At 69.7% G+C, this 21,855-nt stretch carries 17 protein-coding genes; 15 read left to right on the forward strand and 2 right to left on the reverse strand.

Annotated features, from left to right (window positions below; translation table 11 throughout):
* Positions 1-76 precede the first annotated feature (76 nt).
* From ACIQK6_RS17900 to clpX, 3 genes are all read left to right on the forward strand, one after another.
* The gene (locus tag ACIQK6_RS17900; protein ID WP_329102070.1) at positions 77-694 is read left to right on the forward strand and encodes an ATP-dependent Clp protease proteolytic subunit; all 618 of its coding nucleotides are present in this window, start codon (positions 77-79) and stop codon (positions 692-694) included.
* Positions 695-740: 46 nt separating this feature from the next.
* Positions 741-1,406: an ATP-dependent Clp protease proteolytic subunit gene (locus tag ACIQK6_RS17905; RefSeq protein ID WP_150257432.1), complete on the forward strand. Its 666-nt coding sequence runs from the start codon at positions 741-743 to the stop codon at positions 1,404-1,406.
* 153 nt (positions 1,407-1,559) lie between these two features.
* Positions 1,560-2,846 (forward strand): ATP-dependent Clp protease ATP-binding subunit ClpX, encoded by a 1,287-nt coding sequence (gene clpX / locus ACIQK6_RS17910; RefSeq protein ID WP_030008569.1) that lies wholly within the window; start codon positions 1,560-1,562, stop codon positions 2,844-2,846.
* 101 nt (positions 2,847-2,947) lie between these two features.
* Here the strand turns inward: clpX and ACIQK6_RS17915 are convergent, their stop codons facing one another.
* Positions 2,948-3,943 (reverse strand): hypothetical protein, encoded by a 996-nt coding sequence (locus ACIQK6_RS17915; RefSeq protein ID WP_329102072.1) that lies wholly within the window; start codon positions 3,941-3,943, stop codon positions 2,948-2,950.
* A gap of 127 nt (positions 3,944-4,070) precedes the next feature.
* Between ACIQK6_RS17915 and ACIQK6_RS17920 the strand changes: the two genes are divergently transcribed.
* Together ACIQK6_RS17920 and ACIQK6_RS17925 are read left to right on the forward strand one after the other, a co-directional pair.
* Positions 4,071-6,692, forward strand: coding sequence for a valine--tRNA ligase (locus ACIQK6_RS17920; protein WP_329102074.1), 2,622 nt, complete (start codon positions 4,071-4,073; stop codon positions 6,690-6,692).
* Positions 6,693-6,871: 179 nt separating this feature from the next.
* On the forward strand, positions 6,872-8,020 hold the full coding sequence (locus ACIQK6_RS17925) for a sensor histidine kinase (protein ID WP_402695064.1): 1,149 nt from the start codon (positions 6,872-6,874) through the stop codon (positions 8,018-8,020).
* A gap of 6 nt (positions 8,021-8,026) precedes the next feature.
* On the opposite strand, the gene ACIQK6_RS17930 is transcribed toward ACIQK6_RS17925, so the two are convergent.
* Positions 8,027-9,076, reverse strand: coding sequence for a rod shape-determining protein (locus ACIQK6_RS17930; protein WP_402695065.1), 1,050 nt, complete (start codon positions 9,074-9,076; stop codon positions 8,027-8,029).
* A gap of 116 nt (positions 9,077-9,192) precedes the next feature.
* On the opposite strand from ACIQK6_RS17930, the gene ACIQK6_RS17935 reads away from it, so the two are divergent.
* The 10 genes from ACIQK6_RS17935 (at position 9,193) to ACIQK6_RS17980 (ending at position 21,830) form a co-directional block, all read left to right on the forward strand.
* Positions 9,193-10,731 (forward strand): bifunctional folylpolyglutamate synthase/dihydrofolate synthase, encoded by a 1,539-nt coding sequence (locus ACIQK6_RS17935; protein ID WP_402695066.1) that lies wholly within the window; start codon positions 9,193-9,195, stop codon positions 10,729-10,731.
* A gap of 3 nt (positions 10,732-10,734) precedes the next feature.
* Positions 10,735-11,103 carry a DUF4233 domain-containing protein gene (locus tag ACIQK6_RS17940; RefSeq protein ID WP_329102080.1) on the forward strand — a complete coding sequence of 123 codons (369 nt, stop codon included), beginning with the start codon at positions 10,735-10,737 and terminating at the stop codon, positions 11,101-11,103.
* Between the two features lie 64 nt (positions 11,104-11,167).
* Positions 11,168-11,578 (forward strand): nucleoside-diphosphate kinase, encoded by a 411-nt coding sequence (gene ndk, locus ACIQK6_RS17945; RefSeq protein WP_329102082.1) that lies wholly within the window; start codon positions 11,168-11,170, stop codon positions 11,576-11,578.
* 296 nt (positions 11,579-11,874) lie between these two features.
* A complete protein-coding gene (locus tag ACIQK6_RS17950; protein ID WP_329102084.1) occupies positions 11,875-12,894 on the forward strand; it encodes a rod shape-determining protein in 1,020 nt (339 codons plus the stop codon).
* A 135-nt stretch (positions 12,895-13,029) separates the two neighbouring features.
* Positions 13,030-13,977 carry a rod shape-determining protein MreC gene (gene mreC, locus ACIQK6_RS17955; protein ID WP_402695067.1) on the forward strand — a complete coding sequence of 316 codons (948 nt, stop codon included), beginning with the start codon at positions 13,030-13,032 and terminating at the stop codon, positions 13,975-13,977.
* Positions 13,978-13,990: 13 nt separating this feature from the next.
* Positions 13,991-14,698, forward strand: a complete 708-nt coding sequence (gene mreD, locus ACIQK6_RS17960) for a rod shape-determining protein MreD (RefSeq protein ID WP_402695068.1) — start codon at positions 13,991-13,993, stop codon at positions 14,696-14,698.
* Positions 14,699-14,711: 13 nt separating this feature from the next.
* A complete protein-coding gene (gene mrdA, locus ACIQK6_RS17965; RefSeq protein WP_329102090.1) occupies positions 14,712-16,892 on the forward strand; it encodes a penicillin-binding protein 2 in 2,181 nt (726 codons plus the stop codon).
* 170 nt (positions 16,893-17,062) lie between these two features.
* Positions 17,063-18,262, forward strand: a complete 1,200-nt coding sequence (gene rodA / locus ACIQK6_RS17970; protein WP_402695069.1) for a rod shape-determining protein RodA — start codon at positions 17,063-17,065, stop codon at positions 18,260-18,262.
* Between the two features lie 49 nt (positions 18,263-18,311).
* On the forward strand, positions 18,312-19,832 hold the full coding sequence (locus tag ACIQK6_RS17975; RefSeq protein WP_402695070.1) for a CHAD domain-containing protein: 1,521 nt from the start codon (positions 18,312-18,314) through the stop codon (positions 19,830-19,832).
* A gap of 72 nt (positions 19,833-19,904) precedes the next feature.
* On the forward strand, positions 19,905-21,830 hold the full coding sequence (locus tag ACIQK6_RS17980) for a TIGR03960 family B12-binding radical SAM protein (protein ID WP_301371177.1): 1,926 nt from the start codon (positions 19,905-19,907) through the stop codon (positions 21,828-21,830).
* Positions 21,831-21,855 lie beyond the last annotated feature (25 nt).

Here is a 21,855-nt window from a genome sequence, read left to right on the forward strand (position 1 = left end):
TCCGGCCGGACCGGACCGGACCCCAGAACGAGACGCTGAGACGGCACATGGCCGTCGGAGACGAGCAGGTGGATACGTGACGAATCTGAAGCCTTACGCCGCGGGTGAGCCGTCCATCGGTGGCGGCCTCGGCGACCATGTCTACAACCGGCTGCTCGGCGAGCGCATCATCTTCCTCGGTCAGCAGGTCGACGACGAGATCGCGAACAAGATCACCGCGCAGCTCCTGCTCCTGGCCGCCGAGCCGGAGAAGGACATCTTCCTCTACATCAACAGCCCCGGTGGCTCGGTGACGGCCGGCATGGCCGTCTACGACACCATGCAGTACATCCCGAACGACGTCGTCACCATCGGCATGGGCATGGCGGCCTCCATGGGCCAGTTCCTGCTCACCGGCGGCGCCAAGGGCAAGCGCTTCGCCCTGCCGAACACCGACGTCCTGATGCACCAGGGCTCCGCCGGCATCGGCGGCACCGCCTCCGACATCAAGATCCAGGCCCAGTACCTGCTGCGCACCAAGCAGCGCATGGCCGAGATCACCGCGTTCCACTCGGGTCAGTCCGTCGAGGCGATCATCCGTGACGGTGACCGCGACCGCTGGTTCACCGCCGAGGAGGCCAAGGAGTACGGCCTCATCGACGACATCATGTCGGCCGCGTCCAACGTGCCGGGCGGCGGCGGCACCGGGGCCTGATCCCCCGCCCCGCAACGAAGCCGACAGCCCGCAGAACGCCACCAGGATGGTGAACACCCAGATGCAGAACAACTTCTCCGCGAGCGGCCTCTACACCGGCCCGCAGGTGGACAACCGCTACGTCATCCCGCGCTTCGTCGAGCGCACCTCGCAGGGCGTGCGCGAGTACGACCCGTACGCGAAGCTCTTCGAGGAGCGCGTGATCTTCCTCGGCGTGCAGATCGACGACGCGTCAGCCAACGACGTCATGGCGCAGCTGCTGTGCCTGGAGTCGATGGACCCGGACCGCGACATCTCCATCTACATCAACAGCCCCGGTGGCTCCTTCACCGCGCTGACGGCGATCTACGACACGATGCAGTTCGTGAAGCCGGACATCCAGACGGTCTGCATGGGCCAGGCGGCCTCCGCCGCCGCGGTCCTGCTGGCCGCCGGTACCCCCGGCAAGCGCATGGCCCTGCCGAACGCCCGCGTGCTGATCCACCAGCCCTCCGGTGGCACCGGCCGCGAGCAGCTCTCCGACCTGGAGATCGCGGCCAACGAGATCCTGCGCATGCGCGACCAGCTGGAGACCATGCTGGCCAAGCACTCGACGACGCCGATCGAGAAGATCCGCGACGACATCGAGCGCGACAAGATCCTGACGGCCGAGGACGCCCTCGCGTACGGCCTGATCGACCAGATCGTCTCGACCCGCAAGAACTCCCACTGATCCTTGCCACCAGTTGACACGGGCACATCGTCGGATTCGGCGATGTGAACCACGTCAAGGGGGCCCCGCACGGGGCCCCCGGCAAGGTACCGTCGGATATGAGGCACCAGGAGCGCTGAACCAGGCGTCTCCCAGGCGAAGGGGAAGCACCTCGTGGCACGCATCGGTGACGGCGGCGATCTGCTCAAGTGCTCGTTCTGCGGAAAGAGCCAGAAGCAGGTGAAGAAGCTCATCGCAGGACCCGGTGTTTACATCTGCGACGAGTGCATCGACCTCTGCAACGAGATCATTGAAGAGGAGCTCGCGGAGACCTCCGAGGTCCGGTGGGAGGAACTCCCCAAGCCCCGTGAGATCTACGAGTTCCTGGAGAGCTACGTCGTCGGCCAGGAGCCGGCGAAGAAGGCGCTCTCGGTAGCGGTCTACAACCACTACAAGCGCGTGCAGGCCGGCGAGAACGGCGGCGCGCAGGGCCGGGACGACGCGATCGAGCTCGCCAAGTCCAACATCCTGCTGCTGGGCCCCACGGGCTCGGGCAAGACGCTGCTCGCGCAGACCCTCGCCCGCATGCTGAACGTCCCCTTCGCCATCGCCGACGCGACGGCGCTGACGGAGGCCGGCTACGTCGGCGAGGACGTCGAGAACATCCTGCTGAAGCTGATCCAGGCCGCCGACTACGACGTCAAGAAGGCCGAGACCGGGATCATCTACATCGACGAGATCGACAAGGTGGCCCGCAAGAGCGAGAACCCGTCGATCACGCGCGACGTGAGCGGCGAGGGCGTGCAGCAGGCCCTCCTGAAGATCCTGGAAGGCACGACCGCCTCCGTACCGCCGCAGGGCGGACGGAAGCACCCGCACCAGGAGTTCATCCAGATCGACACGACGAACGTGCTCTTCATCGTGGGCGGCGCCTTCGCCGGCCTGGAGAAGATCATCGAGTCGCGTGCGGGCGCCAAGGGCATCGGCTTCGGGGCGACGATCCGCTCGAAGCGCGAGATCGAGGCCAGTGACCAGTTCCAGGAGGTCATGCCGGAGGACCTGGTGAAGTTCGGGATGATCCCCGAGTTCATCGGCCGCCTCCCCGTGCTGACCTCCGTGCACAACCTGGACCGCGAGGCCCTGCTCCAGATCCTGATCGAGCCGCGCAACGCGCTGGTCAAGCAGTACCAGCGGCTGTTCGAACTCGACGGTGTGGAGCTGGACTTCGAGCGCGAGGCGCTGGAGGCCATCGCGGACCAGGCGATCCTCCGCCAGACGGGCGCGCGCGGCCTGCGCGCCATCATGGAAGAGGTCCTGATGTCGGTGATGTACGAGGTCCCGTCCCGCAAGGACGTGGCCCGCGTGGTCATCACCTCCGAGGTGGTCCGCTCCAACGTCAACCCGACGCTGGTCCCCCGGATCGTCCCGAAGGACCAGGGCCCGCACGAGAAGTCGGCGTAGCCGCAACGAGCACCACACACAGCAGGGGCGCCCCGACCGGGGCGCCCCTGCTGCGTGTGGCGGGAAGCCGCAGGCACCGGCGGCCTCGGGTCCGCGGCCCGTCAGACCTTGGTGCGCGAGGTGTTGTAGAGCTTCGCCGCCACCTCGGACACCTCGTCAAGGGTGCCGCTGCTGCCGCCGGTGAGGCCCACGACCGGGTCGATGATGTTGACTCCGGTCACGGTGGAGTAGTCACCCCAAACGCAGCTGGGGATCTTCGCCTCCTTCGGCATCCCGGGCTTGGGTTCCTTGACCGCGGTCATCTTGATCTCGGCGCACTTCATCACGGCGCCCTTGAAACCGGTCGGGGTGAATTCCTTCGGCGTACCCACCAGCTCGTACTTGACGCCGAGCTTCTCGGCCTCCTTGTTCTGGCCGATACCGGCGTAGTACGTGTCGACGGCCTTCTCCGGGTCGTCCACCTCGCCCCACAGTCCGTTGGCGCTGAGCGACTTGCCCTTGCCGGTCGGGGAGTTCGAGTACGAAGCGGCCGAGTTGTGCGCGTTCTTCACGCCGATGGCCTCGGCCTTCGCCTTCGCCTCCCCGTCCAGCGGGGTTTCGGGCGACGGCTTCGCCTCCTTCGGCTGCGCATACGCATCGACCGTCGCCGGGAAGGCCAGCTTGTGGCCCTTGGTGTCCGCGGAGATGCTGCTGCCCGCGCCGCCGCCCAGGAAGTACCAGCCGCCGCCCGCGATCACCACGACCGCGACGACCGCGCCGATGATCATTCCGGCCTTGGACTTCTTCGGGGGCTGGCCGCCGTACGGGGCCTGCTGCTGCGGGTGGCCGTACGCCGGCGACGGGGGCTGCTGGGGGTGGCCCTGCGGGGGGACGCCCGGCTGCTGCGGGTAGCCGTAGCCCGGCTGCGGGGCCGTGGGCTGGCCGTACGGGTTGGACTGGGGGGCGGGCTGGGAGGCGGGCTGGCCGTACGGGTTGGACTGGGGGGCGGGCTGCGGGGTGGGCTGGCCGTACGGGCCGGGCGGCGGCGGGGGCTGCTGCCCGTACGGTCCCGGCTGCTGAGGCTGCTGTCCGTAGGGCCCTGGCTGGTTGTAGCTCATCCCGCGTCCCCCCATGAGGTTGTTTATGCGTTTCACACATCCTGACGGAAGTCAGGCGCGGGAACGGCGCCGGGCCCCGGGAATACCGGTTTCATGACTGGACTGTTACCGCTCTAAACTGTGCCCCGTGACCGAGAACACGCAGACACCCAGCAGCCCCACCTCCGAACTGCCGACCACGTACGCGCCGGCCGAGGTAGAAGGGAAGCTCTACGAGCGCTGGGTAGAGCGCGGTTACTTCGAGGCGGACGCCAAGAGCGAGAAGCCTCCGTACGCGATCGTCATCCCGCCGCCCAACGTCACCGGCAGCCTGCACCTGGGCCACGCCTTCGAGCACACGCTGATCGACGCCCTCACCCGCCGCAAGCGCATGCAGGGGTACGAGACGCTGTGGCAGCCGGGCATGGACCACGCCGGCATCGCCACCCAGAACGTCGTCGAACGCGAGCTCGCCAAGGAGGGCAAGTCCCGCCACGACCTCGGCCGGGAGGCCTTCGTCGAGCGCGTCTGGCAGTGGAAGGGCGAGTCCGGCGGTCAGATTTCCGGCCAGATGCGCCGCCTCGGCGACGGCGTCGACTGGTCCCGTGAGCGCTTCACCATGGACGAGGGCCTCTCCGAGGCCGTCCAGACCATCTTCAAGAAGCTCTACGACGACGAGCTGATCTACCGCGCCGAGCGCATCATCAACTGGTGCCCCCGCTGCCTGACCGCGATCTCCGACATCGAGGTCGAGTACCAGGACGACGAGGGCGAGCTCGTCTCGATCCGCTACGGCGAGGGCGACGCTTCCATCGTCGTCGCGACCACCCGCGCCGAGACGATGCTGGGTGACACGGCCGTCGCCGTCCACCCCGAGGACGAGCGCTACAAGCACCTCGTCGGCACCGAGATCGAGCTGCCGCTCACCGGCCGCCGCATCCCGGTCGTCGCGGACGAGCACGTCGACCCGGAGTTCGGCACCGGCGCCGTCAAGGTGACCCCGGCGCACGACCCGAACGACTTCGAGATCGGCCAGCGCCACAACCTGCCGAACCTCGCCGTCATGGACGAGCACGCGATCATCACCACGCACGGCCCCTTCCAGGGCCTGGACCGCCTGGAAGCCCGCTCCGCCATCGTCGGCGCGCTGCGCGCCGAGGGCCGGATCGTCGCCGAGAAGCGCCCGTACACGCACTCCGTCGGCCACTGCTCGCGCTGCAAGACCACCATCGAGCCCCGTCTGTCGATGCAGTGGTGGGTCAAGGTCGGCCCGCTCGCCCAGGCTGCCGGTGACGCGGTCCGCAACGGCGAGGTCAAGATCCACCCGCAGGAGATGGAGAAGCGGTACTTCGACTGGGTCGACAACCTCCACGACTGGTGCATCTCGCGCCAGCTGTGGTGGGGTCACCGCATCCCGGTCTGGTACGGCCCGAACGGCGAGGTCGTCTGCGTCGGACCGGACGAGCAGCCGCCCACCGGCGAGGGCTGGACCCAGGACACCGACGTCCTGGACACGTGGTTCTCCTCGGGGCTGTGGCCGTTCTCCACGCTCGGCTGGCCGCAGCAGACCGACAGCCTGGCGAAGTTCTACCCGAACGCCGTCCTGGTCACCGGTTACGACATCCTCTTCTTCTGGGTCGCCCGGATGATGATGTTCGGCCTGTACGCGATGGACGGCACCCCGCCGTTCCACACCATCGCCCTGCACGGCATGGTCCGTGACGAGCGCGGCAAGAAGATGTCGAAGTCCTTCGGCAACGTGGTCAACCCGCTGGACTGGATGGACAAGTACGGTTCCGACGCCGTCCGCTTCACCCTGGCCCGCGGCGCCAACCCGGGTGTCGACGTTCCGATCGGCGAGGACTGGGTCCAGGCCTCCAGCAAGTTCGCCAACAAGATCTGGAACGCCACCCGTTTCGCGATGATGAACGGCGCCACGATCGAGGGTGACCTGCCGCCCGTCGAGCAGCTGTCGGCCACCGACCGCTGGATCCTGTCCCGGCTGAACGAGACGGTCGCGCAGGTCGACGCGTACTACGAGGACTACCAGTTCTCGAAGCTCAGCGAGGCGCTCTACCACTTCGCGTGGGACGAGGTCTTCGACTGGTACGTCGAGCTGTCGAAGACGACCTTCTTCGCGGGCGGCGAGCAGGCCGAGGTCTCCGGCCGCGTCCTCGGCGAGGTCATCGACGTCATGCTGCGGCTGCTGCACCCGGTCGTCCCCTTCGTCACCGAGACGCTGTGGACCACGCTCACCGGCGGCGAGTCCCTCGTCATCGCCGACTGGCCGAAGGACAGAGGCTTCCGCGACGCGGCAGCCGAGGCGGAGATCGCTTCCGTCCAGTCGGTGATCACCGAGGTCCGCCGCTTCCGCAAGGAGCAGGGGCTGCAGGACGGCCAGAAGGTTCCGGCCCGTCTGGAGCTGGGCGCCACCGGGCTGGGCGCCCACGAGGCGGCCATCCGGCAGCTGCTGCGCCTCCAGCCGGAGGGTGACTCCTTCAGCGCCACCGCGACCCTCCCGGTCGCCGGCGGCACCGTCGCCCTCGACCTGTCCGGGACCATCGACGTCGAGGCCGAGCGCAAGCGCCTGACGAAGGACCTGGGCGCCGCCGAGAAGGAGAAGCAGCAGGCCGAGGCGAAGCTGGGGAACGAGGCGTTCATCGCCAAGGCCCCGGACAACGTCGTGGACAAGATCAAGGGCCGGCTCGCCAAGGCCGAGGCGGACATCGCCCGGCTCCAGGCGCAGCTGGCGGGCCTCCCGGCCGCCTAGCGTCCCCGCAGGTTCAGGCGAAGGCCCCCGCGCCGTCGGTCGACGCGGGGGCCTTCGCCGTATCCCTTCCCCGTGCGGGATCCGGTGTCACGGTGAAGACTGTCCGAAGTGCCCTAAATCACTACTTTTTCGGTTCCGGGTGATCCGAACCGCTGCGCTGACCACGGATGATGGAGGGCATGCGCGTCAAGCCCGTCGTCCCGGCCTTCGACCGGCTGGTGGCTCTCGGCCGCCGGCACACCGAGAGTTGGGCCGGGTCGCCGCGGGCCGTGGACGTGCTCACGGCGCTCGGCTGCCTCGGCCTGATGGCCCTCGACCTTCCGGGTCTGGCCGCCGCCGACAACTCGCTGAGCGGGCCCACCGCCGCCGTCGTGCTCGCCCTGGGCTGCGCCACCCTGCTGGTGCGCCGCCGGCAGCCCTGGATCTCGTACCTGGCCGCGCTGCTGTTCATCGGCTGGCTGCACGAGCTCACCCTGATCCAGTTCGCCCTCTACTCGGTCGGCCGCTACCGCGGGCGCCGGGCCGGGATCCTCGCCACGCTCGGCTACGTCGCCTTCGCGCTGGCCATGTTCGTCCTGCCGGGCTGGCCCGAGCCCGCGGGGCAGACCCTCAGCGGGTTCCTCAGCCTGGTCGTGCCCATCGGGGTGCTCGCCTCCGCGGTGGGCATCGCCGCCTACCGGCACGACCTGGTGGGGGAGCTGACCGCCCGGCGGGCCGAGTCGGCCGTGCTCCACGCCGTCCAGCAGGAGCGCACCTCCGTGGCGCGCGACGTCCACGACTTCGTGGGGCGCGAGCTGACCCTGCTCACGGTCCGCTCCGAGGTGCTGTCGATGCGGGCGCGCGAGACGGCGTACGGGCCTGACTTCGAAGAGCTGGCCGACACCGCTCGGCGGGCCCATCTGGTGCTCAACGAGATCATCGTGCAGCGCGGGGAGCGGGCCTCGACCCCGGGTGTGGACGGGCTGCCCGCGCTCGCCGAGGAGAGCGGGCGGGCCGGATCACCGGTCCGGCTCGCGATGGACCAGGACGTGCACAGGCTCTCCCCGCTGCGGCAGGCGGCGGTCTACCGGGTGGTGCAGGAGTGCCTGACCAATGCCGCCAAGCACGCGCACGGGGAGACCATCGACGTGTCGATCACGGCGGACGGCCCCCGGCTGCGGATAGCCGTCAGCAACGCCCTGCCGGCCCGGACCCCGGACCCGGCCCCCGTCTCGGCGGGCTCGGGCACGGCGAGCATGTCTGAGCGCGTGCGCAGCCTGGGCGGGACCCTGACGGCGACGCGCACGCGGGACGCGTACGAGGTCGTCGCCACCCTCCCGCGCGGCTGAAGCCCCCTACGCCTTCGCCGGGGCGAGCAGGCCGCCCAGGGCGTCCAGGTCCTCCACGCAGCGGCCGGAACCCAGCGCCACGCAGTCCAGCGGGTCGTCCGCGACGAAGACCGGGATGCCCGTGGCGGAGGCCATCCGCAGGTCCAGGCCGGGCAGCAGGGCGCCGCCACCGGTCAGCACGATGCCGTGTTCCATCACGTCACCGGAGAGTTCCGGCGGGCACTCCTCCAGGGTGGCGCGGACGGCGGCGATGATCGCCTCGACCGGCTCGTCGAGCGCGGCCCGGACGTCCTGGACGGTCAGCCGGAGGGTCTTGGGCATGCCGCCGACCTTCTCGCGGCCGCGCACGGTGAAGGTGCGCGTCTCCAGCTCAGGGCGGTCCGGGACCGGCCAGGCCGATCCGATGCCGAGCTTGACGTCCTCGGCGGTGCGCTCCCCGATGAGCAGCCCGTGTTCCTTGCGCACGTGGTCCATGACCGCCGCGTCGAGCCGGTCCCCGCCCACGCGCAGCGACCGGGACGTGACGATGCCGCCCAGCGAGATGACGGCGACCTCGGAGGTGCCGCCGCCGATGTCCACGACCATGGAGCCGCGGGGTTCGGCCACGGGCAGCCCGGCGCCGATCGCCGCGGCCATCGGCTCCTCGATCAGGTGCACGACCCTGGCTCCCGCCCGGGTGGACGCCTGGACGATGGCCCGCCGCTCGACCGGGGTGACTCCGGAGGGCACGCAGATCACCATCCGGGTGCGGGGCCGCCGGCCCGGTACGGCCTTGCGGACGAAGTGCCGGATCATCTCCTCCGCGGCCTCGTAGTCGCAGATCACGCCGCCCCTGAGGGGACGGATCGCGGTGATGGAGCCGGGGGTGCGGCCGATGGTCTCCTTGGCGTCCGTACCGACGGCCAGGGTGGTGGTGGTGCCCGCCTTCACGGCGACCACGGACGGCTCATTGAGGACGATCCCGTGCCCCCGTGCGTAGACGAGGGTGTTGGCGGTGCCCAGGTCGATCCCTATGTCGCGGCTGGATGCTGTCTTGTTACTGCTGGCCTGCGGCATTTATTCCCCTATCTCCTGTCGCAAGGCTTGCATAACGATCCGGTCGCTCCTGGGGTCGGAGGTCCCGAAACGGCCGGGCCGAAAGTCCTCCGGGTCCCCGTCCGTAGACTGGCCCTGTGAGTGACCAGCAGCCCGAGAGCCACGACCGCGACGACCACGACGACCTCGCCGCCCCCTTCGACGAGTTCGACCAGATTGTGGCGGAAGAGTCCGACCGCGACCCCGACCTGGCGGTGATCGAGGCCGGCAGCCGCACCCTGCGTGCCCAGGCCGGACCGCCCCAGGGCGACCCGGTACCCGCCCGGCCCGTCGACCCCGAGGTCGCCAGGGCGCTGTTGGAGGTGGAGCAGGAGCTCGCCACCCGTTGGGGCGAGACCAAGCTGGAGCCCTCGGTGTCGCGGATCGCGGCGCTGATGGACGTGCTGGGCGAGCCGCAGCGCGCGTACCCGTCCATCCACGTCACCGGCACCAACGGCAAGACGAGCACGGCCCGCATGATCGAGGCCCTGCTGAACGCCTTCGAGCTGCGCACCGGGCGCTACACCAGCCCGCACGTGCAGTCGATCACCGAGCGGATCAGCCTCGACGGGGCGCCGATCACCGCCGAGCGGTTCGTCGAGACGTACCACGACGTCAAGCCGTACGTGGAGATGGTCGACGCCGCCGAGGAGTACCGGCTGTCCTTCTTCGAGGTGCTCACCGGAATGGCCTACGCGGCCTTCGCGGACACCCCGGTGGACGTGGCCGTGGTCGAGGTCGGCATGGGCGGCAGCTGGGACGCGACCAACGTCATCGACGCGACCGTCGCGGTGGTCACCCCGATCAGCCTGGACCACACCGACCGGCTCGGCTCCACGCCCGGTGAGATCGCTGTGGAGAAGGGTGGCATCGTCAAGCAGGACGCGACCGTGATCCTGGCCCAGCAGCCGGTGGACGCGGCGCAGGTGCTGCTGAAGAAGGCCGTCGAGGTGGACGCGACGGTGGCCCGCGAGGGCATGGAGTTCGGGGTCGTCTCCCGCGAGGTCGCGGTCGGCGGCCAGCAGCTGACGCTGCGCGGTGTGGGCGGCGAGTACGACGGCATCTTCCTGCCGCTGTACGGCGCGCACATGGCGCACAACGCGGCGGTGGCGCTGGCCGCCGTCGAGGCCTTCTTCGGGATCGGCCAGGAGCACGCCCGGGTCCTGGACGTGGACACCGTGCGCAAGGCCTTCGCCTCGGTGTCCTCGCCGGGCCGCATGGAGGTCGTGCGGCGCAGCCCGACGGTGGTCCTGGACGCGGCGCACAACCCGGCGGGCGCGGCGGCCACCGCGGAGGCGGTTACCGAGTCCTTCGGCTTCAGCCGGCTCATCGGTGTGGTCGCCGCGAGTGCGGACAAGGACGTACGCGGGGTGCTGGAGGCCTTCGAGCCGATCCTCGCGGAGGTGGTGGTGACGGAGAACTCCAGCCACCGCTCGATGGGCGCGGACGAGCTGGCGGCCGTCGCGGTCGAGGTCTTCGGCGCGGACCGGGTGCAGGTGGAGCCGCGGCTGGACGACGCCCTGGAGGCGGCGATCACCCTGGCGGAGGAAGAGGCCGAATACGGAGGGGCCGGGGTCCTGGTGACCGGTTCCGTGATCACGGTGGGCGAGGCCCGCCTGCTGCTGAAGAGGGGCTGAGGGATGCGCACGCTGTGTGCGAGCACGCTGATCGGCGAGTTCTTCGTGATCGGCTTCGCGGGGCTGGTGGCGATGAAGAACCCCGATCTGACCCAGGCCACGGTCTGGACGGTGTGCGGGATCACCATGCTGCTGTCGGTGCTGCTGTGCGGGATGTTGTCGCGTCCCGGGGCGGTCCAGCTCGGTTGGGCCCTGCAGATCGGCCTGATCGCGAGCGGGTTCGTCGTGCCGACGATGTTCTTCCTCGGCGCGGTGTTCGCCGGGCTGTGGTGGTGTTCCGTGCACTACGGCCGCAAGATCGACACGATCAAGGCGCGCTGGGCGGCCGCGCAGGAGGCGCAGGGGGCACCCGGGGCGCCTGACGCTGCCTGACGGGTCCCCTGGTCGGCCCTGTAGATTCGCCCTACCGCACCCGTTTGCCGCAAGGAGCCGCAACATGACCCAGCGCACCCTCGTCCTGCTCAAGCCCGACGCCGTCCGTCGTGGTCTGGTCGGCGAGATCATCGGCCGCATCGAGCGGAAGGCCGGCTGGACCATCCCCGCGCTGGAGCTGCGTACGCTGGACCAGGAGATCCTGGAGGCGCACTACGGCGAGCACAAGGGCCGGCCGTTCTACGAGCCCCTCATGGGCTTCATGGCGAGCGGCCCCGTCGTCGCCCTGGTGGTCGAAGGCGAGCGGGTGATCGAGGGTGTCCGCCAGTTGGCCGGACCCACTGACCCGATCGCGGCGGCGCCCGGCTCCATCCGGGGTGACTTCGGCACGATCACGCGTGAGAACCTGATCCACGCCTCGGACTCGGAGGAGTCCGCCGAGCGTGAGCTGAAGCTGTTCTTCCCGGCGCTCTGAGCACTCTTTCCTGACGGAACATCAGCCGAATAGCGCTCACGACCTGGGGCGACCGAAGTAATTTCGGTCGCCCCACGGTATTTCCGGGCCGCAGCGGGAACGCCTGGGCAGGACACGTCGTCACCACTGAGGGGGCGGGTATCCATTCCGGCGGGATTGCCGGAGTCCCGTCGCGCGGTCTTCGTACTTGCGGCACTACGATGGGGCCTCCACCCACACACCCACCTCGCCGACCTGACAGCAGCCGCTATCAACTGGAAGGCCAGACGCTCCTCATGGGGAACAAGGGGAACAAAATGTCGTTCATCGGCCGTGACATGGCGATCGACCTCGGGACCGCCAACACGCTGGTGTACGTGAGGGGCCGGGGGATCGTCCTGAACGAGCCGTCCGTGGTCGCCATCAACACGAACACCGGTGGCATCCTGGCGGTCGGCTCGGAGGCGAAGAAGATGATCGGGCGCACGCCCGGCAACATCGTCGCCGTACGGCCCCTCAAGGACGGAGTCATCGCCGACTTCGAGATCACCGAGCGCATGCTCCGGTACTTCATCCTTAAGATCCACAAGCGCCGCTACCTGGCCCGCCCGCGCGTGGTGGTCTGCGTTCCCTCCGGGATCACGGGAGTGGAGCGACGCGCCGTCATCGAGGCGTCCACGCAGGCCGGCGCCCGCCAGGTGCACATCATCGAAGAGCCCATGGCCGCCGCCATCGGCTCGGGCCTGCCCGTCCACGAGGCCACCGGCAACATGGTCGTGGACATCGGCGGCGGCACCACGGAGGTCGCCGTCATCTCCCTCGGCGGAATCGTCACGGCACAGTCCATCCGAGTGGCCGGCGACGAGCTCGACAACGCGATCATCCAGCACATCAAGAAGGAGTACTCGCTCCTCCTCGGTGAGCGCACGGCCGAGCAGATCAAGATCACCATCGGGTCGGCGTACGACCTCGACCAGGACGAGCACACCGAGATCCGCGGGCGTGACCTCGTCTCGGGCCTGCCCAAGACGGTCGTCATCTCGGCCGCCGAGGTGCGCAAGGCCATCGAGGAGCCGGTCAACTCCATCGTCGACGCGGTCAAGACCACGCTCGACAAGTGCCCGCCTGAGCTCTCCGGCGACATCATGGACCGCGGCATCGTCCTGACCGGCGGCGGCGCGCTGCTGCGCGGCCTCGACGAGCGGCTGCGCCGGGAGACCGGCATGCCGATCCACATCGCGGAGGACCCGCTCGACTCGGTCGCCCTCGGCTCCGGCAAGTGCGTCGAGGAGTTCGAGGCCCTCCAGCAGGTCCTGGACGCCCAGCCCCGTCGCTGACAGACGCCCCTCCCTGCCGGAGGGGCCATGCGGAACACACAAGGATCCGCCGTACGGGTGCTACCGGGCCCGTGCGGCGGATCGTTGATATACAGGCAAAAGAGAAATCCGACGAGGAAGGCACGGCCGCCGCACGTGAGGGACACACGAGAAAGCCGGCTGCTCCTGGTGCTTCTGATCGCCATCGCGTTCGCATTGATCACGGTGGACATCAGGGCAGGCGAGGAGTCGCCGGTCGACGGTGCCCGGCAGGCCGCCGCAGCGGTCTTCGGCCCGGTCGAGGAAGGTGTGGCGACCGCGGTCGATCCGGTCGCCAACGCCATAGGGGCGGTACGGGACTCCGGCGAGCGCCACAACCGCATCGCCACGCTGGAGCGCGAGAACGCGGCGCTGAAGGCCAAGCTGGGCAGCGAGGACCAGACCCGCAGCCGCATCCACGAGCTCGACGAGATGCTCAAGCGGGCCGGCGCCGGGCAGTACGGCATCAAGGGTGCCGAGGTCATCGCCATAGGAGCGGCCCAGGGCTTCTCGTGGACCGTCACCATCGACGCCGGCAGCAAGGACGGCATCGAACGCGACATGACCGTCCTCAACGGGGACGGACTCGTCGGACGGGTCAGCACCGTCGGCCCCGACACCGCCACCGTCGTCCTCGCCAACGACCCCGACTTCACCGTCGGCACCCGGCTGGAGAAGACCGGTGAACTGGGCTTCGCCACCGGCCAGGGCGACCGCCCCCTGTCCGTCCAGATGCTCAACGGCAAGGCCAAGGTCAGCCCCGGCGACCGGCTCGTCACCTTCGGCTCGCGCGGCAACAAGCCCTTCGTGCCCGGCGTGCCGATCGGCGAGGTGGTCAAGGTCGACCCCTCGCGCGGCGACCTGACCCGCACCGTCTGGGTGCGTCCGTTCGTCGGCTTCTCGCGCCTGGACATCGTCGGCGTCGTGGTGATGCCGCCGCGCGAGGACCCCCGCGACGCGGTCCTGCCGCCCAAGCCCGAGGCCCCCAAGCCCACCCCGACGGTCACCGTCACGGTCACCCCGTCCGGGTCCGCCAGCGTGCCCGCCAAGCCGGCCGACGACTAGGAGCAGACCCCGCATGCGCTTCAACCGGATCCTGCTCTCGGCCACGCTCCTCGTGGTCGCGCTCGTCATCCAGGTCACCGTCCTGGGCCGACTCCAACTGCCGGGCGCCGTGCCCGACCTGCTGCTCCTCACGGTCGTCTCGCTCGCCCTCGTGTACGGGCACGTCAGCGGTGCGCTCATCGGCTTCGCCGCCGGTCTCCTCGCCGACCTGGCCCCGCCCGCCGACCACGCCGCCGGGCGGTACGCGCTCGTCCTGTGCGTCATCGGCTACGTCGCCGGACTGACCCGCCCCGACGGCGGCCGGTTCCGTTCCGCCTGGGGCCCGATGCTCACCGTCGTCGCCGCCGCGATCGCCTCCACCCTGCTCTACGCGGGTGTGGGCGCCCTCGTCGGTGACACCGCCGCCCGCCACGTCGGTCTGACCGGGCTGCTGTTCACCGCGACCCTCTACGACCTGCTGCTCGCGCCGTTCACCGTGCCGTGGATCATGGCGCTGGCGCGGAAGGCCGAGAACGACCCGATGGCCGTCGAGGCCGGCGGCGGACCCGCCAACAAGGCCGCCGACGTGTCCGCCGGCTGGCTGGCCGGAGGTACGGGCCTGCGCATCGGCAGCCAGCGCGGCGGCCTGCGCCTGAAGACCGCGCGCTCGCGGGCCAACAAAGCCGTCCGTATAAAGGGGGTCAAGGCGGTCAAGGGTGTGAAGAGCGTCAAAAAGCTGTGAGGGAGGAGCAGTCGTGACCAACGTTCCGGAGACCGGCCGAACCTCCCGGGTGCAGATCAGGCTCGTCATGATCCAGGTGCTCGTCCTCTCGATGTTCCTCACCCTCGGCGGACGGCTCTGGTACCTCCAGATCCGCAACGGCGACGAGTACTACCACGAGGCGAAGAGCAACCACGTCCAGCGGGTCGTCCAACCCGCCGTGCGCGGCTCGATCCTCGACGCCCGCGGGGTCCCGCTCGCCGACAACGAGACCCGCCTCGTCGTCTCCGCCAGCCGTACCGCGCTGATGAAGATGAAGGACAAGGGCAAGGGAGTCATGGCCCGCCTCGCCGACGTCCTGGACATGACCCCCAAGGAGGTCATGGACAAGGTCCGGCTCTGCGACTCCCAGACCCCCGCGCCCTGCTGGAACGGCTCCCCCTACCAGCCGATCCCGGTCACCCTCGAAGCCACCACGCAACAGGCGCTGCAGCTGCGCGAACGCCCGGAGGACTTCCCCGGCATCACCGCCGAGCCCACCGCCGTCCGCCGCTACCCGGCGCCCGGCGGGGCCCGCACCGCACAGGTGCTCGGCTACCTCTCGCCGGTCACCGACGAGGAGATCCAGAAGGCCAAGGACTCCGACTCGCCGCACCTGCGTTCCGACCAGGTCGGGCGCTCCGGCATCGAACGCACCTACGACAGGCAGCTGCGCGGCAAGGCGGAGGTCACCTCGTACGAGGTCGACAACCTCGGCCGGGTCATGGGCCAGACCAAGTCCGACCCGGGCGTGGCCGGATCCACCCTCATCACCAGCATCGACGCCCGGGTCCAGGCCGTCGCCGAGTACGAGCTCCAGGACGCGATGAAGGTCGTCCGCAACGAGACCGACAACATCACCGGCCGCAAGTACGAGGCCGACTCGGGAGCCGTCGTCGTCATGGAGGCCAAGACCGGCCGCATCGTCGCGATGGCCTCCCAGCCCGACTACGACCCCAACACCTGGGTCGGCGGCATCTCCGGCAAGGACTACGCCAAGCTCACCAGCAAGGGCTCCAACTACCCGCTGCTCAACCGGGGCATCCAGGGCATGGCCCCCGCGGGCTCCATCTTCAAGGTGGTCTCCGCGAGCGCGGCCGTCCGGGCCGGCTACAAGTTCGACGACAAGTACAACTGCAGCAGCTCCTACAGCCTCGGCGGCCGGAGCTTCGCGAACTTCGAGTCCAAGGGGCACGGCCCCATCACCCTCGGGGACGCCCTCAAGTTCTCCTGCAACACCGTCTTCTACGCCCTGGGCCACAAGGAGTGGCAGCGCGACGGCGGCCTCAGCCCGAAGAAGGACGCCCACGACTGGTTCTACCGGACCGCGCGGGAGTTCGGACTCGGCTCCGAGACCGGGATCGACCTGCCGAACGAGGTCACCGGCCGGATCCCCGACCGGAAGTGGAAGCAGAACTTCTGGAAGGCCAACAAGAACGCCTGGTGCAAGCAGGGCAAGCGGGGCGGCACCTACGTCGAGCAGATCGCCTACGAGAGCTGCCTCGAAGGCAACCAGCTGAAGGCCTACGACAGCATCAACTTCGCCATCGGCCAGGGCGACGTCCTCGTCACCCCCATCCAGATGGCCACCGCGTACTCCGCCATCAGCAACGGGGGCACCCTCTACAACCCCACGGTCGGCAAGGCCGTGATCAGCCCCGACGGCAAGCACATCGAGATGATCAAGCCCCAGTCGCACGGCCGGCTGCCGATCGACGCCAAGACCATCAGCGACCTCGACGGGGGCCTGCGCTCGGTCGTCGAGCCCGGCGGCACCGCCGCCTGGCGGTTCGGCGGCTGGCCGATGGACAAGATCCCGATGCACGCCAAGACCGGCACCGCCCAGGTCTACGGCAAGCAGACCACGTCATGGCTGGCGACCTACACCAAGGACTTCACGATCGTCATGACGATCTCCCAGGGCGGCACCGGCTCGGGTGCCTCCGGCCCCGCCGTCCGCAACCTCTACAACGCCATCTACGGTCTGACCATGGACGGGAAGCAGGACCTCAAGAAGGCCCTGCTGCTGGGCCCCGAGGCGAAGCTGCCCCGGATCGAGCCCGACGGCTCCATCATTTCCCCGGAGATCCGGCCGTACGTGCCGGCGTCCCCGGAGGATCTGGAACCGGCCGTGCTCGCAGGGCCGCCCGCCCCACCCGCGGCACGCCAGGATTAGGGGGTGTCTTGCCGATCCGGGCGGGCTCGCGGTGGCCGGTGCCGCACCGCGCCGCGTTGTCCTCGGTCGGCGACGCTCCGCGTCGCCTCCCTCGTCCGCCTTGCGCTGCACGGCACCGGCCACCGCTCCCCGATCCGCCCTGATCGACAAGACACCCCCTAAGGGAAGACATGCCGACCGCCAACAAGTTCTCCGTCTCCCGGTACGCGCCCGAGCGCGGGGCGATGGCCAAGCTCACCGCCCGCGACTCGGTAGTGCGCCGGCTCGACTGGCCGATACTCCTCTCCGCGACCGCCCTCTCCTGCATCGGCGCCCTGCTGGTGTGGTCGGCGACCCGCAACAGGACCACGCTGAACCAGGGGGACCCGTACTACTTCCTGGCCCGGCACGCCCTGAACACCGGCATCGGCCTCGTGCTGATGATCGGCACGATCTGGCTCGGCCACCGCACCCTGCGCGGCGCCGTGCCGGTCCTCTACGGGCTCTCCCTGGTGCTGATCCTCGCCGTGCTGACCCCGCTCGGCGCCACCATCAACGGCGCCCACGCGTGGATCGTCATCGGCGGCGGGTTCTCCCTCCAGCCGTCCGAGTTCGTGAAGATCACGATCATCCTGGTGATGGCGATGCTGCTGGCCACCCGGGTGGACGCGGGCGACCTCGCCCACCCCGACCACCGCACGGTCGTCAAGGCGCTCTGCCTGGCCGCGGCCCCGATGGGCATCGTCATGCTGATGCCCGACCTCGGCTCCGTGATGGTCATGATCGTGATCGTGCTCGGCGTGCTGCTGGCCTCCGGCGCCTCCAACCGCTGGGTGCTCGGCCTGCTCGGCGCCGGCGCCGGCGGCGCCGTCCTGATATGGCAGCTCGGCGTGCTCGACGAGTACCAGATCAACCGCTTCGCCGCCTTCGCCAACCCCGAGCTCGACCCGGCGGGCGTCGGCTACAACACCAACCAGGCGCGCATCGCGATCGGCTCGGGCGGTCTGACCGGCTCGGGGCTGTTCAAGGGCTCGCAGACCACCGGCCAGTTCGTGCCCGAGCAGCAGACCGACTTCGTCTTCACCGTGGCGGGGGAGGAGCTCGGCTTCGTCGGGGCGGGACTGATCCTGCTGCTGCTCGGCGTCATCCTGTGGCGGGCCTGCATGATCGCCCGGGAGACCACCGAGCTGTACGGGACGATCGTGTGCGCCGGGATCATCGCCTGGTTCGCCTTCCAGTCCTTCGAGAACATCGGGATGACCCTCGGGATCATGCCGGTGGCCGGGCTCCCCCTGCCGTTCGTGTCGTACGGAGGATCGTCGATGTTCGCCGTGTGGGTGGCGATCGGACTCCTACAGTCGATCAAGGTGCAACGGCCATTGTCAGCCTGATGTTCCGTTCACCCTGCCGACGTGATCCGTTCAGGACTAAGTTCGGTCTATGGCGGACACCAAGCGCGAAATCGAGCGGAAATTCGAGTTCTCCAAGGCCAAATCTGCCCGGCGCGGGGTGCCGGACCTGACGGGCACGGCCGCCATCGCGGCCGTCTCCGACCAGGGCACCATCGACCTCGACGCCGTCTACTACGACACCCCCGATCAGCGGCTCGCCGCCGACGGCCTCACCCTGAGGCGCAGAACCGGCGGCGCGGACGAGGGCTGGCACCTCAAACTGCCCGTCTCCCCGGGCGTGCGCGACGAGATCGGGGCCGCGCTCAGCGACACGGTCCCGCCCTCCCTCGCCGCCCTCGTCCGCTCCCGCGTCCGCGGCGCCGGGCTCCAGCCGCAGGTCAGGCTGGTCTCCTCGCGTCGCGTCAGCCACCTGCTCGACGCCGACGGGGCCCTGCTCGCGGAACTGAGCACCGACGCCGTCCTGGCCGAGCGCGGCGAGAGAACAGCCACCTGGACCGAGGTCGAGGTGGAACTCGCCGACGGCGTCGACCCCGAACTGCTCGACGCCGTGGAGAAGACCTTCCGCAAGGCCGGACTCCGGGTCTCCGACGCCCCCTCGAAGCTCGCCCGGGCCCTCGCCGAGACCGCGGGCGAGCCCCCGGCCCGGCCCGGGGGCGGCGGCCCCGAGGGCACCGCGGGCGCGCACGTGCTCGCGTACCTGCGCGAACAGCGCGACGCGCTCGTCGCCCAGGACCCGGCCGTGCGCCGCGGACTGCCGGACTCCGTCCACCAGATGCGGGTCGCCAGCCGCCGGATCCGCAGCGCCTTCAAGACGTACCGCAAGGTCATCGACCGGGCCGCCACCGACCCGATCGGCGAGGAGCTGCGCTGGCTCGCCGCCGAGCTCGGCGTCGACCGCGACCAGGAGGTCCTGCTGGAGCGGATCCAGACCCACCTCGGCGAGCTGCCCCGCACCCTCCTGATCGGCCCGGTCCGCAGCAGGCTGCGCGTGTGGAACACCGCCCGCCGCTCCGGCTCGCGGCGCCGGGCCCTGGCCGTGCTCGACAGCGCGCGCTACCTGGCCCTGCTGGACTCCCTCGAGGCCCTGCTGGAGGCGCCGCCCCTGCTGACGGGCGCCGCCCGACCCCCGGAAGCGGTCCTGCCGAAGGCGGTGCTCCGCGACTACGCGCGCCTCGCCGTCCGGGTCGAGAGCGCCCTCTCGCTCGCCGAGGGAGAGCAGCGCGACCTGGCCCTGCACGACGCCCGCAAGGCGGCCAAGCGGGTCCGGTACGCGGCCGAGTCGGCCGTTCCCGTGCTCGGCGGACCGGCGAAGAACCTGGCCAAGGCGGGGAAGGCGGTGCAGAACCTGCTCGGCGACCACCAGGACAGCGTGGTGGCCCGCGGCGCCCTGCGCGGCCTCGCCGTCCAGGCGACGGCCGCCGGGGAGTCCGCCTTCACCTGGGGCGTGCTCTACGCACGCGAGGAGGCCCTGGCGGAGCGGCGCGAGAGGGAGCTTCCGGACGTCTGGGCGACGTTCTCCGACCCGGCGCTCCGGGCCGGCCTGGGATGATCATGCGGGTGGGGGCGGCTGAGCCTCAAGGTACGCTTGAGAGCTGCCCCCCGCCCGCTTCACGAAAGTCGCGTGATGACCGAGTCGGTCTTCCCTCAGCTTGAGGCCCTGCTTCCGCATGTGCAGAAGCCCATCCAGTACGTCGGCGGTGAACTCAACTCCACGGTCAAGGAGTGGGAGAGCTGCGACGTCCGCTGGGCTCTCATGTACCCGGACGCGTACGAAGTCGGGCTGCCCAACCAGGGCGTCATGATCCTGTACGAGGTGCTCAACGAGCGCGAGGGCGTCCTCGCCGAGCGCACCTACAGCGTGTGGCCCGACCTCGAAGAACTGATGCGCGAGCACAAGGTGCCGCAGTTCACCGTGGACAGCCACCGCCCGGTCTCCGCCTTCGACGTGTTCGGCCTGTCCTTCTCCACGGAGCTGGGCTACACCAACATGCTCACGGCCCTGGACCTCGCCGGCATCCCGCTGGAGGCCCGCAACCGTACCGTCGACCACCCGATCGTCCTCGCGGGCGGCCACGCGGCCTTCAACCCCGAGCCGATCGCGGAGTTCATCGACTGCGCGGTCATCGGCGACGGCGAGCAGGCCGTCCTCGACATGACCGAGATCATCCGCACCTGGAAGGCCGAAGGGCGGCCGGGCGGGCGCGAAGAGGTCCTCCTCCGTCTCGCCAAGACCGGCAACGTCTACGTGCCGGGCTTCTACGACGTCGAGTACCTGCCGGACGGTCGCATCGGCCGCGTCGTGCCCAACCGCTCCGGCGTGCCGTGGCGCGTGTCCAAGCACACGGTCATGGACCTCGACGAGTGGCCGTACCCCAAGCAGCCCCTGGTCCCGCTCGCCGAGACCGTCCACGAGCGCATGTCCGTGGAGATCTTCCGCGGCTGCACCCGCGGCTGCCGTTTCTGCCAGGCCGGCATGATCACGCGCCCCGTGCGGGAGCGAAGCATCACCGGCATCGGCGAGATGGTGGAGAAGGGTCTGAAGGCCACCGGCTTCGAGGAGGTCGGTCTCCTCTCGCTGTCCTCCGCGGACCACACCGAGATCGCCGACATCGCCAAGGGCCTCGCCGACCGCTACACGGACGACAAGGTGGGCCTGTCCCTGCCGTCGACCCGCGTGGACGCGTTCAACGTGGACCTGGCCAACGAGCTGACCCGCAACGGCCGCCGCTCCGGCCTGACCTTCGCCCCCGAGGGCGGCTCCGAGCGCATGCGCAAGGTCATCAACAAGATGGTCTCGGAAGAGGACCTGATCCGTACCGTCTCCACGGCGTACGGCAACGGCTGGCGGCAGGTGAAGCTGTACTTCATGTGCGGCCTGCCCACCGAGACCGACGAGGACGTGCTCCAGATCGGCGACATGGCGGTCAACGTCATCGCCAAGGGTCGCGAGGTCTCCGGCCAGAACGACATCCGCTGCACGGTGTCCATCGGCGGGTTCGTGCCCAAGCCGCACACCCCGTTCCAGTGGGCGCCGCAGCTGTCGGCCGAGGAGACGGACGCCCGCCTGGGCAAGCTCCGCGACAAGATCCGCGGCGACAAGAAGTACGGCCGCTCCATCGGCTTCCGCTACCACGACGGCAAGCCGGGCATCGTCGAGGGCCTCCTCTCGCGCGGTGACCGCCGCATCGGCGACGTCATCCGCGCCGTGTACGAGTCGGGCGGCCGCTTCGACGGCTGGCGCGAGCACTTCAGCTACGACCGCTGGATGGAGGCGGCCGAGAAGACCCTGCCCGCCTACGGCGTGGACGTGGCCTGGTACACGACCCGCGAGCGCACCTACGAGGAGGTCCTGCCCTGGGACCACCTGGACTCCGGTCTCGACAAGGACTGGCTCTGGGAGGACTGGCAGGACGCCCTCGACGAGACCGAGGTCGACGACTGCCGCTGGACCCCGTGCTTCGACTGCGGCGTGTGTCCTCAGATGCAGACCGAGATCCAGATCGGCCCCACCGGCAAGAAGCTGCTGCCGCTGTCCGTCGTGAAGTAACCCTTGGGTCACGAGAGGCCCCCGC

This window comes from Streptomyces sp. NPDC091682 (assembly GCF_044756625.1).
Classification (GTDB): domain Bacteria; phylum Actinomycetota; class Actinomycetes; order Streptomycetales; family Streptomycetaceae; genus Streptomyces.

Bases quoted from the DNA above. Each gene is read 5' to 3' on its own strand.
- ACIQK6_RS17915 (WP_329102072.1), bottom strand. From the start codon at position 3,943: ATGAGCTACAACCAGCCAGGGCCCTACGGACAGCAGCCTCAGCAGCCG.
- rodA (WP_402695069.1), top strand. From the start codon at position 17,063: ATGCCGACCGCCAACAAGTTCTCCGTCTCCCGGTACGCGCCCGAGCGC.
- ACIQK6_RS17905 (WP_150257432.1), top strand. From the start codon at position 741: ATGGTGAACACCCAGATGCAGAACAACTTCTCCGCGAGCGGCCTCTAC.
- mreD (WP_402695068.1), top strand. From the start codon at position 13,991: ATGCGCTTCAACCGGATCCTGCTCTCGGCCACGCTCCTCGTGGTCGCG.
- ACIQK6_RS17975 (WP_402695070.1), top strand. From the start codon at position 18,312: ATGGCGGACACCAAGCGCGAAATCGAGCGGAAATTCGAGTTCTCCAAG.
- ACIQK6_RS17930 (WP_402695065.1), bottom strand. From the start codon at position 9,076: ATGCCGCAGGCCAGCAGTAACAAGACAGCATCCAGCCGCGACATAGGG.
- ACIQK6_RS17925 (WP_402695064.1), top strand. From the start codon at position 6,872: ATGCGCGTCAAGCCCGTCGTCCCGGCCTTCGACCGGCTGGTGGCTCTC.
- ACIQK6_RS17950 (WP_329102084.1), top strand. From the start codon at position 11,875: ATGTCGTTCATCGGCCGTGACATGGCGATCGACCTCGGGACCGCCAAC.
- ACIQK6_RS17940 (WP_329102080.1), top strand. From the start codon at position 10,735: ATGCGCACGCTGTGTGCGAGCACGCTGATCGGCGAGTTCTTCGTGATC.
- ndk (WP_329102082.1), top strand. From the start codon at position 11,168: ATGACCCAGCGCACCCTCGTCCTGCTCAAGCCCGACGCCGTCCGTCGT.